General features: G+C 71.8%; 13 protein-coding genes. 4 read left to right on the top strand and 9 right to left on the bottom strand.

Annotated elements, in window-relative coordinates; genetic code table 11:
* Together greA and ACFXPK_RS00930 are read right to left on the bottom strand one after the other, a co-directional pair.
* Entirely contained in the window at positions 1-498 is a 498-nt protein-coding gene (greA, locus tag ACFXPK_RS00935; protein WP_385004284.1) for a transcription elongation factor GreA, read from the bottom strand.
* A gap of 246 nt (positions 499-744) precedes the next feature.
* On the bottom strand, positions 745-1152 hold the full coding sequence (locus tag ACFXPK_RS00930) for a DUF4307 domain-containing protein (protein WP_385004282.1): 408 nt from the start codon (positions 1150-1152) through the stop codon (positions 745-747).
* Positions 1153-1249: 97 nt separating this feature from the next.
* On the opposite strand from ACFXPK_RS00930, the gene mca reads away from it, so the two are divergent.
* The gene (gene mca / locus ACFXPK_RS00925; protein ID WP_385004280.1) at positions 1250-2131 is read left to right on the top strand and encodes a mycothiol conjugate amidase Mca; all 882 of its coding nucleotides are present in this window, start codon (positions 1250-1252) and stop codon (positions 2129-2131) included.
* Positions 2124-2366 carry a hypothetical protein gene (locus ACFXPK_RS00920; RefSeq protein ID WP_385004279.1) on the top strand — a complete coding sequence of 81 codons (243 nt, stop codon included), beginning with the start codon at positions 2124-2126 and terminating at the stop codon, positions 2364-2366. The genes mca and ACFXPK_RS00920 overlap by 8 nt, the downstream gene beginning before the upstream one ends.
* Before the next feature lie 207 nt (positions 2367-2573).
* Here ACFXPK_RS00920 and ACFXPK_RS00915 read toward each other — a convergent pair whose 3' ends face one another.
* Entirely contained in the window at positions 2574-5822 is a 3249-nt protein-coding gene (locus ACFXPK_RS00915; RefSeq protein ID WP_385004277.1) for a tetratricopeptide repeat protein, read from the bottom strand.
* A gap of 179 nt (positions 5823-6001) precedes the next feature.
* Here ACFXPK_RS00915 and ACFXPK_RS00910 point away from each other — a divergent pair, with 179 nt between their 5' ends.
* Positions 6002-6481, top strand: a complete 480-nt coding sequence (locus tag ACFXPK_RS00910) for a nitroreductase family deazaflavin-dependent oxidoreductase (protein WP_385004275.1) — start codon at positions 6002-6004, stop codon at positions 6479-6481.
* Between the two features lie 125 nt (positions 6482-6606).
* On the opposite strand, the gene ACFXPK_RS00905 is transcribed toward ACFXPK_RS00910, so the two are convergent.
* From ACFXPK_RS00905 to ACFXPK_RS00880, 6 genes are all read right to left on the bottom strand, one after another.
* Positions 6607-7254, bottom strand: a complete 648-nt coding sequence (locus ACFXPK_RS00905) for a hypothetical protein (RefSeq protein WP_385070145.1) — start codon at positions 7252-7254, stop codon at positions 6607-6609.
* A gap of 131 nt (positions 7255-7385) precedes the next feature.
* Entirely contained in the window at positions 7386-7961 is a 576-nt protein-coding gene (locus ACFXPK_RS00900) for a hypothetical protein (RefSeq protein ID WP_385070142.1), read from the bottom strand.
* Between the two features lie 3 nt (positions 7962-7964).
* Positions 7965-8264 carry a Dabb family protein gene (locus ACFXPK_RS00895; RefSeq protein WP_385004290.1) on the bottom strand — a complete coding sequence of 100 codons (300 nt, stop codon included), beginning with the start codon at positions 8262-8264 and terminating at the stop codon, positions 7965-7967.
* 88 nt (positions 8265-8352) lie between these two features.
* Positions 8353-9660, bottom strand: a complete 1308-nt coding sequence (locus ACFXPK_RS00890) for an aminotransferase class I/II-fold pyridoxal phosphate-dependent enzyme (RefSeq protein WP_385070139.1) — start codon at positions 9658-9660, stop codon at positions 8353-8355.
* Positions 9661-9819: 159 nt separating this feature from the next.
* On the bottom strand, positions 9820-10479 hold the full coding sequence (locus ACFXPK_RS00885; protein WP_385070136.1) for a hydrolase: 660 nt from the start codon (positions 10477-10479) through the stop codon (positions 9820-9822).
* 290 nt (positions 10480-10769) lie between these two features.
* A complete protein-coding gene (locus tag ACFXPK_RS00880) occupies positions 10770-11759 on the bottom strand; it encodes a pirin family protein (RefSeq protein ID WP_385070133.1) in 990 nt (329 codons plus the stop codon).
* A 122-nt stretch (positions 11760-11881) separates the two neighbouring features.
* Here ACFXPK_RS00880 and ACFXPK_RS00875 point away from each other — a divergent pair, with 122 nt between their 5' ends.
* Entirely contained in the window at positions 11882-12370 is a 489-nt protein-coding gene (locus tag ACFXPK_RS00875) for a carboxymuconolactone decarboxylase family protein (protein ID WP_385007089.1), read from the top strand.
* Positions 12371-12444: the final 74 nt, after the last annotated feature.

Below are 12444 nucleotides of genomic sequence, written 5' to 3'. Positions count from 1 at the left end.
TCAGGCCTGGTACGGCTTGGCCTCAAGGATCTTCACCTTGGCCTTGTTGCCGTTCGGGAGCTCGTACTCCGCGCTCTCGCCGATCTTCTTGCCGTTCACGCCGCTGCCCAGCGGGGACTGCGGCGAGTACGTCTCGATCTCGGAGCTGGCGTACTCGCGCGAGGCGAGCAGGAAGTCCAGGGTGTCGTCCGGGTCGCCGTCGAAGGCGATCGTCACGACCATGCCGGGGGCCACCACACCACTGGCCGCGGGCGCCTCGCCGACCTTCGCGTTCTCCAGGAGCTGGGTGAGCTGGCGGACGCGCAGCTCCTGCTTGCCCTGCTCCTCCTTGGCCGCGTGGTACCCGCCGTTCTCCCGCAGGTCGCCCTCCTCGCGGGCAGCAGCGATCTTCGTGGAGATCTCCGTGCGCGCGGGACCAGACAGGTACTCCAGCTCGGCCTTGAGCTGGTTGTACGCCTCCTGGGTGAGCCAGGTGACGTTTTCGCTGGTCTGGGTCACTGGTGCTCCTCGTAGGTGCTGGGGATACAAAGCAACGCCCTACCCAGAAGCATGTGCCGTCTCGGGTGGGCGAAACCACGAGCCTAACAATTTCGTGGCGCGAGGGGGAGGACAATTGCCGTCAGAAAAGGATTCGCGCAGGTCAGCGCGGAGATCCACGACGAGACCCGGCGGGTCTCCGCCATCGCGCCGGCCCGGCCGACCCGCCCCGCGGACCGCTCGACAGCGGCTCGACCGCTCGTCCGGTCAGTCGGACGTGCAGCCCACCAGTTCGGTACTGGTCGCACTCTCCGTCGTACGGATCGTGACCACTTCGTCGATCCGGGTCTCGCCCGGCCCGAAGCGCACGTCCTTGCGGCCGACCTCCCCGAAGCTCTCGGCCAGCGAGCGCAGGGTGCAGCTCCCGCTCGCGTCCCGGTCCTTGCGGACCTCCAGATGCGCCTCGACCTCGGTCGCGGAAATCCGCTTGAACTTGATCAGCTCACCGGAGACACTCCGGTCGATCACGTAGTGGTAGCCGTACCAGCCGAGCAGGGCCACCAGCACCCCGCCGAGCACCACGCCCAGGCGGCGCAGCCGCCGGTCCGCGCGCGCGTCCTCGTCCCCGGAGCGGCCGTACCGCCCTGCGGGAAGCTCCTCGCGCACCGCAGCCATGATCGTTCCTCTCGGGCGGGGACAGCCGGAATTTCCGTCCCCCGATATCCGTCACTATAGAAGCCGACCCAAGCGCCACATCACTGAGGATCGAGTCTTGACTGAGCAGCTACGGCTGATGGCCGTTCACGCCCACCCCGACGACGAGTCGAGCAAGGGCGCGGCCACCATGGCCAAGTACGTGTCCGAGGGGGTGGACGTGCTGGTCGTGACCTGCACGGGAGGCGAGCGCGGCTCCATCCTCAACCCCAAGCTCCAGGGTGACGCCTACATCGAGGCGAACATCCACGAGGTGCGCAAGAAGGAGATGGACGAGGCCCGGGAGATCCTCGGCGTCCAGCAGGAATGGCTCGGGTTCGTCGACTCCGGACTGCCCGAGGGCGATCCGCTGCCGCCGCTGCCCGAGGGCTGCTTCGCCCTGGTGGACCCGCAGGAGGCGGCGGGCCGGCTCGTCCGGTCGATCCGCGCCTTCCGGCCGCAGGTCGTCACCACGTACGACGAGAACGGGGGCTACCCGCACCCCGACCACATCATGACCCACACCATTTCCATGATCGCGTTCGATGGCGCGGCGGACAAGGAGAAGTTCCCCGAGGAGGACTTCGGCCCGGTCTGGCAGCCCGCGAAGCTCTACTACAACCAGGGCTTCAACCGGCCGCGTACGGTCGCGCTCCACGAGGCGCTGCTCACCCGTGGCATGGAGTCCCCGTACGGCGAGTGGCTGGAGCGGTGGAAGGAGATCGGGCGGGAGGAGCGGACGCTGACGACGTTCATCCCCTGCGCGGACTTCTTCGAGATCCGCGACAAGGCGCTGATCGCGCACGCCACGCAGATCGACCCGGACGGCGGCTGGTTCCGCATCCCGATGGAGCTTCAGCGCGAGGTCTGGCCCACCGAGGAGTACGAGCTGGCGAAGTCCCTCGTCGATACATCCCTCCCCGAGAGCGACCTCTTCGCGGGCATCCGCGACAATGCCTGATATGTATGCGACCCAGGCAATGACCCAGCTCGTTCCTCTCGCCAAGGAGCTGGACGAGAACAAGGTGACGCCCGGCGTGCTCGGGTTCATCGTGTTCGCGGTGATGGCGGGCGGCGTGTGGCTGCTGATGAAGTCGATGACCCGGCACATGGGGAAGGTCGACTTCGAGGAGGCCCCGGAACCGCGGCCGAAGACGGCCCCCGGCCGGCAGTCACCGGCGCCGCACGGCGAGTAACGCACGGCACACGGCTTCGGGCACGGAGCACGGGCGTACGGGGACCAGGCCGACCACCCGGTCCGCGGGAGCCCGCCGTGCCTGGAGGACGGCCGCTCGCCCCCTCGGAGGGGAGGGAGCGGCCGGTCCCCGGTGTCTCCCGCCGGTGACCGGCGGATCCGGCCGGTCCCCGGTGTCTTCGACGTGTACGGAGCCGTCCCGGCGCCGTCAGGCGGGGGTGACCTCCACCGGCACGCCCATGACCTCGCGCGCGTGCCGGTTCGGCACCATGCCGAGGTCCCACGCCTGCCAGCCGTCGTCCAGCCGTACGCCCCGGCCCAGCATCACACCGAACGCGGCCAGCGAGTCCGCCAGCTTCCCGTCCCGGGCGGGGTGGTCCGCCGCGGCCAGCTCCGCCAGCTCCTGTTCGGCCACCGCCGAGCCCACCTCCGTACCGCCCGCCGAGCCGTACGGCAGCAGCGTGCAGCGCAGGAAGCGCGACCAGTCCGCGCCGCGGTGGTCGCCGTACGAGGTGAAGAGCGCCGTCGCCTCGTCGCACAGCGCCAGCGCCTGGGCCGCCCGGCTGTTGCCCGCGTCGACCACGGCCAGCTCCAGACACGTCCACGCCTCGCCGTGGGCCACCCCGATCCGCCGGAAGTCCGCGCGGGCGTCGACCAGGAGCTGCCGGGCGAACCCCGAGTTGCGGAGGTTGCCGGTCTGCGCGGCGCGCTGGTCGCGGGTGACCCGGCCCGAGTGGTGCCGGGCGCAGGCCAGCCCGTACACGTCACGCATCCGCGAGAACATCGAGCGGGCCCGCTCCAGCTCCCGTACCGCCTGGTCGCGGTCGCCGCCCTCCTCCAGCGCCTGGCCCAGGTAGTACAGCGTCCACGCCTCGCCGCGCGCGTCCTCGTTGTCCCGGTGCCGGGCCAGCGCCTCCCGCAACTGCTCGGTGGCCTGGTCCTGTTCGCCCTCCACCAGCCGTGCCCGCGCCAACTGGGTCGTCGCCCACGCCTCGCCGCGGCCGTCCCGCGTCCGCCCGTACAGCTCCAGCGCCGCCCGCAACTCGCCCTCGGCGCGCGCCACATCACCCGTACGCAGGAACAACTGGCCGAGCTGGAAGTGCGCCCACGCCTCGCCGTGCACCGACTCGCTCTCGCGGTGCAGCTCCAGCGACGCCGTGAGCATCCCGGACGCCTCCTCCAGCCGCCCGCGGTCCCGCTCCACCGCCGCCAGCGCGTGCAGCGTCCAGCCGCGGTCACCCGCCAGCGCCGCCGTCTCCTGGAGCGCCAGCGCCTCGCGCAGCTTCGCCGCCGCCTCCGTCAGATTGCCCTGGTGGTGCAGGGTGATGCCCAGCGAACAGAGCGCGCGGGCCGCGCCCGCCTCGTGCTGCGCCTCCTGGTAGAGACCCACCACGGAGGTCAGCGTCGTCCGTGCCTTGTCCAGCTCGCCGAGCTGCCGGGCGGCGATGCCCGTACGCCACTGGACCGAGCGCACCAGCAGCCCCTGGTCCACCGCCTGCGTCAACTCGTTGATCTCGCCCAGCCGGTAGAGGTCGCCGCGCAGCAGGCAGTAGTCGCAGAGGGCGCCCAGCAGATTGAGCACCGCCTGCTGGTCCACGCCCTCCGCGTGCCGCAGCGTGGCCGTGATGAAGCTCGACTCGTCGTCCAGCCAGCGCAGCGCCGCGTCCAGCGACGAGAAACCGTGCGCGCCCGCCGCGCTCCTGAAGAGGTCCGCGCGCGTGGACGTCTTGCCGTCGACCAGCCGGATCACGGAGTCGGCCAGCTCGCCGTAGTTGCGGATCAGCCGCTCCTGCGCGGCCGTACGCTCCTCCGCGGGCTCCTCGTCGCGCAGCCGCGCGTGCACGAAGGTCCGTACGACGTCGTGCAACCGGTAGCGGCTGCCCCGTACATGCTCGACCAGACCGGCCCGCGCCAGCGCCGCCAGCAGCCGTCCCGCCTCCTGCTCGTCCGTCGCCAGCAGCGCCGCCGCGGCGCCCACGCCCAGCGAGGCGCGCCCCGCCAGCGCCAGCCGGCGCAGCAGCCGGCGGGCCTGGTCGTTCTGGTCGGTGTAGCGCAGCCACAGGGCGCGCTCGACGGGCTCCACCGGGCCGTACGCGTCGAGATCGGCGGCCAGCCGGTGCGCGGTGCGGTCGCCGCCGAGCGAGGACCCGGCGATGCGCAGCGCGAGCGGCAGCCCGCCGCACAGCTCCCGCACCCGGTCGGCCGACTGGACGTCGTAGGGCGCCCCCGCCGTCGCCGCCTCCTGCTCCGGACCGGCGGCGGCGCGCAGCAGCTCCTCGGCGCCCGCCCCGTCCAGCGCCTCGACGGGCAACTGGTGCACCCAGGCGGGGACGTCGTCCGGCAGCTCGACGGGGCGGCGCGCCGTCACCAGCACCAGACTGTCGGAGCGCTCCGGGACCAGCGTGCGCACCTGCTCGGGGTCGGAGGCGTCGTCCAGGACCACCGTGACCGGCAGCCCCGTCAGATGCTGGTGGTACAACTCGCCGAGCCGCCGCACCTGTTGCTCGGGCGAGGCGCCCTCGCGGAACAGAAGCTGCTCGCGCGGCGCGCCCAGCCGGTTCAGCAGATGCAGCAGCGCGTCCCGGGTCGACAGCGGCGCCTCCAGGGTGCCGCCGCCGCGCAGATCGACCAGGCAGGCGCCCCGGAACTGGTCCCTGAGCTGGTGCGCGGCGCGTACGGCCAGTTCCGTACGGCCGGATCCGGGGGCGCCGTACAGCACGACGACCGTCGGCTTCGTCTCCGTCGACGCCCGCGCCGCGTGCACCCACTGCGCGATCCTGGCCAGTTCGGCCCGGCGCCCCGCGAACGGGCCGGCGGGCTCCGGGAGATGGCCGAACGACTGCTCCAGTACGGTACGGCGCCGGGCCGCCGCGCTGCGGTCCCCGCCCCGCAACTGGGGGACGACGGTGGACTTCTTGGCGCTGCGCCGGGTCGCGGACACCAGCACCCGCTGCTGGTCGAGGAAGGGCCGGATGCCCCGTACCTCCAGGGCCGTCAGCCACTGGAGCCGCAACTGCTCGGCGCCGCCCGGCTGTCCGGCCGCGCCGGCTCTGCGGTGCGCGGCCGGCCAGTGCGAGACGGTCACCTTGGCGACGGTGGTCGCCGCCCCGGCCACGGCGACGACGGCGCCCGCGCCCAGCGCGATCCCGGTGGCCGCGCCCAGCGCGACATCGGCGCCGACGGCGGCCACGGCGGCGACGGACGTGACCAGGGCGGGCGTGCCGATGTTCTGCCGGCTGAACCGCTGGGACAGCGGAACGTCCTGCGCCTGCGTCGCGTCCAGGGCCTGCGTGTAGGCGGCGTACTCCTCCGCCGCCCCGGCGGCCATCGCGTCCAGGGCCCCGCGCCCGCGCGCGAGCAGCGCGTTCCCGTCGGTCCGTCCGCCGGAGCGCCGTACCTCCTCCTCCACGGCGCGTACCAACAGCCTCTCGGCCTCGGCCCGGTGGCTTTCCCGCATGTGCGTCCCCCTCCGAGAGCATGGTGAGCACACATTGTCCTGCGGACGGGGCGCGATGGCGAGTAGTGCCTGTCGTTCGGCTGTTCGCCGGCCCCGTACAGGAATGATTGACTCCGCCCCGCGCGTTCCCCCGGGCGAGGTCTCTTCCGACAGCACTCGACAGCATGGAGATGGACAGCATGCCCCTCAAAGGCGAGTACGAGCCGAGCGTTCAGCAGTTGGTCCGCGACCAGGTGGAGCTGTACGAGGGCTCCGGCGGCACCCGCGGCACCACGCTGGAAGCCCTGGTCGGCCCGGACGACGAGAAGCGCCGCGACCTGCCGGTCATCATCCTGACCACGCTGGGCGCGAAGAGCGGCAAGATCCGCAAGTCCCCCCTGATGCGTGTGGAGCACGACGGCGCCTACGCCGTGGTCGCCTCCCTGGGCGGCGCCCCCAAGCACCCGGTCTGGTACTTCAACGTCCTGGCCGACCCCCGGGTGGAGCTCCAGGACGGCCCGGTGCGCCAGGACATGGTGGCCCGCGAGGTGACGGGCGAGGAGAAGGCCCAGTGGTGGGACCGCGCGGTCGAGGCGTTCCCGGACTACGCCGAATACCAGAAGAAGACGGACCGTGTGATCCCGCTCTTCGTCCTGGAACCGGCGCCCGAACCCCACTGACCGGCGCCTGAGACAGGGGACCGCGCCCTCCGCCGCCACGGAGGGCGCGCCCGGCGCCGCGCACGGGCACGGCGGGCACGGGCCGTACGCGCGCACGGGCACGGCGGGCACGGGCCGTGCGCGGGTCAGCCGTTGATCGTACGGAGGAAGTGGTCGGCGTCCTCGGGTCCGGCCAGGCCGCCCACCTCCAGCCAGGAGCCGTCCGTGAAGCGGAGCCGGAAGGTGGCGTAGCCGCGTGGCTGGTCCGCCTCGCCTTCGACGCGGACCTGGTCGAGGGGGAGTTCGGCGACGCTCCGGAAGTCGGTGGCCCCGGTCGCCGACAGCCGGCGGCGCGGGGACGCCGCGACGCAGACACGGTCCGGGGCGAGCATGACCAGGCGCTTCGGGTTCGACGAGTGCCCGTACCAGCGGAGCAGGAGCTGGCCCGCCGTCAGGTCCCAGTCGCCGTCGAAGATGCCGTTGGTCGGGTTCCGGGGGGCGTCGGACGGGGTCGGTCCGGCCTGCCGGTTCCGGTTACGTCTCCACTTCGACGGGGTGAGGAGACGGTCCCCGACCTTGTCGACCAGCATCGCCGGGACGAAGACGAAGAAGAACACCACGGCGCCGACATACATCAGCCAGTGGTGTCCCGGCTTCAGCCGCCCCTTCCCGGCCGCGCGGTGCACGTCCTTGGGCGGGGTGGGGATGGGCTTGCGTATCTCGCACCACACCAGGGCCACGGGGTCTTCGCCCAGGACCTTCCGCGCCTGTCGCCGCACCGCTCGTTTCGCCATGCCGGAGAGGGTAATGCGCCCTCCGGGGACCCGGGACGGGCGCCGCGTCCGCGGGCTGCCGTGCACCGGCTCCCGGGCAGCGGCTCGGACCGGGCCCGCGGTCGTTCCCTCCGCGCGCCCGGCCCACGCCGTCAGGAGCGGACGAAGACCGACCAGACCATGCGGATCGGGCGCAGCCGGGAGATGAAGCGCAGTCCGTGCCGTGCGGCGGCCGGTTCGGTGGTGAGCGCGAGGTCGTATCGGCGCTCGGCCACGGCCAGGGCCGCCTGGCTGGTGGAGTCCGCGGTGGCCACGTCCCGCAACCGGTAGCCGGTGGGCAGCAGTTGATCGACCAGCGGTCGCGGCGAGGGGTGCGTGACCACGCTCGGGCGGTCGGACAGCACACCGCCGTCGGCGCGCCGGGCGATGCCGTACAGCGGGGTGTCCATGACGAAGACGCCGGCCAGCGCGATGTCGTCGGCCATGTAGAAGTGGTGGATGTCCCGATAGGCGTTGGCGACGACCACATGGCTGACGGTGCCGGACCTCAGGTCCTGTACGGACTGCTCGTAGGTCGCCCTGAGCACGATCGACGGCCCGTCGGGCAGACGGGTCCGCAGCAGCCGGGCGGCCTGCTCGCTGCTCGTGCCCTCGGGGCCGAGCGTTCCGATGGCCGGGGACCCGGCCGGTGCGGGCCGGACGTCGATCCAGCCGAGTTCGACGGTCATGCGTCACTCCTCGATGTCGGCGACGACCCAGGTGCTGATGGCGCGCCACAGCGCGGCGGACTCCTGGTGGAACGGGTGGTCCTGGTAGCCGCGCAGGGTCTCCTGATCGGGCAGCAGGCCGATCGCGGCGAAGTCGTAGGCGGTCGGGCGGTCGGCGGTGTTGCGGCCCACCTGCCAGTGGAGGAGGCCGGGCACCCGCTCGCCGACGAGCCGCGAGGACCGCTCGGCCGCGAGGGCCGCGGGATCCTGCCAGCCGATGTCCGGCTCGAACTTGAACAGCACGATGTGTCTGATCACGGGCATCCTCATGGGGGCGAAGGGCCGCCCGGCCCGGCGCGCGGCGGCACGCGGCGGCCTTCCGGCCGGACCGGGGCGGTGGAAAGGACGGCGGTCAGGCGGAGAGGCCGGCTGCCCGGGTCTCGGCCGTCACGAAGGCGGTCAGCCGGTCGAGTCCCTCGTCGATCGACGCCTCGTCGAGCAGGCTGAAGGACAGCCGGATCTGGTGCGAGGAGACCGCGCCGGTGTGGAAGTGGTGCATGGGGGTCCAGATGACTCCGTGGTCGCGCGCCGATCTGCGCAGCGAACGGTCGTCCACGGTGAACGGCACCGTCAGGACGACGAAGAACCCGCCGGCCGGGGTGTTCCACGTCACCGGTCCGTCGGTGGCGAAGCGCGCGGCGAGCCCGGCCAGTACGTGGCGCAGGTTGGCGCGGTACACCTCGATCTCACGCTTGTTCGCGGCGACCATGCTGCACCCGTGGCGCAGAAGTTTGCCGCCGATGACGGCCTGGGCGACGGGGGAGGTGTTGAGCGTGACGTTGCTCTTGATCAGCGACAACTGGTCCGCGAGCGTACCCGCCGGGCGGCCGTCCCTGAGGACGGGCTGGTCGGCGACGACGAAGCCGACACGGGCGCCGGGCAGGCCGGTCTTGGCGAAGGAGCCGACGTGCACGACCTGGTGCCGTGTGTCGAGCGCCTTGAGGGTGGGCGGCCGTTCGGCGGTGCCGGCCTGGAAGAGGCCGTAGGGGTTGTCCTCGATGATCAGCAGATCGAGACCGGCCGCGAGATCGAGCAGGGCGACCCGGGTGGCCAGGTCCAGGCTCACCCCGGTGGGGTTGGAGAAGTCGGGCACGAGATAGAGGGCGCGCGGCCGTTGTCCCCGGGCGCGGGCTGCTGCCACCTGACGTTCGAGGTCGGCCAGGTCGAGGCCGCCGTCCCCGTCCCCGACGTCCAGCACGGGCATGTCCAGCAGGCGGGCGGCGCCGGTCAGCCCGAAGTAGGTGGGCGCGACGGCGAGGACGACGTCCTGCGGGGAGGCGCACAGGGACCGCAGCGTGAGGAACATCGCCTCCTGGCTGCCGACGGTCACCACCACCGCGTCGGGGTCGACGGTGATGCCCTCGTCCACATCGAGGTAGCGGGCGACCAGGTCGTGGATGACGCCCTTCGTCCGTCCGTACTGGAACAGGGTTCTGCGGGCCTCCTCGTCCGTCAGCCCCACCACCTCGGTGAGGTGGGTGACGAAGGTGCTCAGGTAGGTGTGGAGCTGCTCGACCCGGAAGAAGTCCTCGTAGGGCCGGCCGGCGGCGAAGGACACCGCCCGAGGGTGGTCGGAGGCGATGTCGTTCAGCAGATTCATCGAGAGCAGGACGGGGTCGTCCAGCGAGGGGTGCAGTTGCGCGAGGGATAACTCGACCACTTGGTTGTTCTCCGTCGATCAGCCGTCCGTGGATCGCGGGGACCAGGGAGGCGCCTCCCTGGTCATCGTCGTGGACGAACTCGGCCGGGTTGCCGAGCGGTCCACCGCGAGTGTCGATGTGCGGTACCCGGTACGGACCGGGGCCCGCGTGTCGTCATGTCAGGCGCTGGTTCCAGGGCGTGCCGTGGCGAGCAGCTGCGTCTCCCAGCTGAAGGCGACGCCGGTCGCGCCCCCGTGCTCCAGCAGGACGTCGGTGACGCCCGAGATGGTCTCCTCGCGGGCCCAGTCGCGCTGCCACTCGCTCGCTACGGCCGTCCAGGTGATCGGGACCACGCCCGCCTGGACCATCCGCCGCACGGCCATGTCGTGGCCTTCCTTCGAGCCACTGCCCGAGGCGTCGGTGACGACGAAGACGTCGAAGCCCTCACCCGCCGCCTGTATCGCCGGCATCGCGACACAGATCTCCGTCCAGAGACCGGCGATGATCAGCTTCTTGCGGCCGGTCGCCTTGACGGCGTCGACGACGACCTGGTCCTCCCAGGTGTTGATGAGCGTGCGGTTGATGGGCTTCTGGTCCGGGAACACGTCCTGGATTCCCTTGATGAGGTAGCCGCCGCGCTCCTCCAGGACGGTCGTCAGGATGGTCGGCACGTCGAACGCCTTGGCGACCTTGGCGAGGGCGACAGAGTTGTTCACGATCATCGTGGGCTCGTGGCTGTTCAGGTTGGCGAACTGGAACGGCTGGTGGTCGATCAGGACGACCACGCTCTCCTCGGGCGTCAGCAGTGCCTGGAGTCCGGACTTCGCTTCCTTGCTCATGGGATCTCTTTCCTGGTGTCCATGTCTGGGTGCTCCGACGGGTCATCGTCGATACGGGCCTACAGCCGCTCCGCCCGCCGGGTCGGCAGGCCGTCACGCCGAACGCTCCGCGTACCGGTTCGGCCCGTGTGCGGAGCGGCGGGCCCCGGTGTCAGGGGCACCGGCCCGGCCAACTAGATGACGTGTCACCTATATTAGCGATGGAGGTTGATGCGTCAAGTAAGGCCATGGGGAGGGGGGTTGGTGACGGGCCCGCGGTGTGCCTTCCCGCAGGAGGGGGCCGCGCGGGGTCAGCGCGTCGGCGGGTTCCGGCGCGGGGTGATGACGGCGTTCGGCAGGGCCGGTGCGGGGAGTCGGCCGCCCGGGAAGTCCTCGATGGCGCCGAAGCGGTCGGAGGACGCCTCCCAGTCCTCGCGGGCTCTCACGATGTCCTCGTGGCTGCGGCCGACGAAGTTCCACCACATGACGATCTCCTCCCCGAAGGGGGGCCCTCCGAGGAGGATGGTCCGCGCCGGGGCGTCGGTCTCGTTCACCATCGTCAGGGTGTCCGTGCCGCGAGGGACGTAGCCGAGTTCGGCGGGCCGCAGCACCGTGTCGATCAGGCGGATGTTCCCGCTGTCCACGAGGAGGCCGTGCTCGAAGGCCGTGTCCACGGCGAGGGTGAGCGTCGTGCGCGCTTCGAGGACGATCTCGGCGCCGAGCAGCGGTGTGAAGGTCCGGACCGGGGAGGTCCGGCCGGCGAGCGAGCCCAGGAAGACCCTGATGCCGGCCCCGTCGACCCGGGCGGGCTCGGGCACGTGGTGCTGGAAGTCCCTTTCGGCGTCGCGGTGTTCCTCGGGCAGCGCGACCCACAACTGGACGCCGTGGATGACGGTGGTGTCCGGGGTGGAGACCTCCGAGTGGGCGATGCCGCGTCCGCCGGTCATGACGTTGATCTCGCCGGGTCTGATCGGGGCGTGCGTGCCGAGGGTGTCGCGATGCTCGATCTCGCCGCTGAAGAGCCAGCTCACCGTCTGGAGCCCGGTGTGCGGATGCGGGGCCATGTTCATGCCGCCCGACGCGGTGACCTGGTGCGGCCCGTAGTGATCGGCGAAGCACCAGGCGCCGATGAGTGTGCGCCCCCGCTGGGGCAGTGTCCGCCGTACGCGCATCGCGCGCGGACCGCCCAGGGGGACCTCGCGCGCCGACAGGACGTCGACCCGCGGCGCTCCGCCCGGCCGGTCGCCTTCGACGGGTGCGCCGCGCCGCGGCGCCGTGGCGCCGGTTTCCACGTTGCTCACCGAGAGCACCTCCCGTACAATCTGGTTGTCATGTCAACTATGATGTCACGGAGGCGGGTTGATGACCACAACACCCGCGCGAACAGGGGCCGCTGCGAGCACGGCCCGAAGGAGGCCCCGACGTGAGCAGCCGCCCCCACGGCTCACCGCCCCGCAGGATCTTCGTCGACAAGCAGAGCCCCAAGGCGTTCCACGCCCTCGTACAGACCTCGGAGGCGGTCCGGACGGTGGCCGCCGAGGCGGGGCTCGACCGCACCACCGTGGAGCTGATCAATCTCCGTGTGTCCCAGCTCAACGGCTGCGCCTACTGCCTCGACGTGCACACCGGGGCGGCCCTGCGCGCCGGCGAATCACCGCGAAGGCTCGGAACCCTGAACGCGTGGCGGGACACCGACCTGTTCACCTCCCCGGAGCGCGCGGCCCTGGCGCTGGCCGAGGCCACGACCGATCCGGTGGACGCCGCGGCCCGGGAATCCGCGTACGAGGCGGCCCGGCGGGTGCTCTCCGAGGATCAGATCTCCGCCGCGATCTGGGTGGCGGTCACCATCAACGCGTTCAATCGCGTGTCGATCATGAGCAAGCACCCGGTGCGGCCGCTGCACGACGAGTAGCGCCGCTCGGCCCGCCACCGCCGGGACTTCGACCGTGCGTCCCGTCCGGTGGCCGCCGCGGCGACAATCACGCG

Origin of the sequence: Streptomyces sp. NPDC059142, assembly GCF_042755665.1 — a bacterium.
Classification (GTDB): domain Bacteria; phylum Actinomycetota; class Actinomycetes; order Streptomycetales; family Streptomycetaceae; genus Streptomyces.
This window is presented reverse-complemented; position numbering and strand designations above follow the sequence as displayed.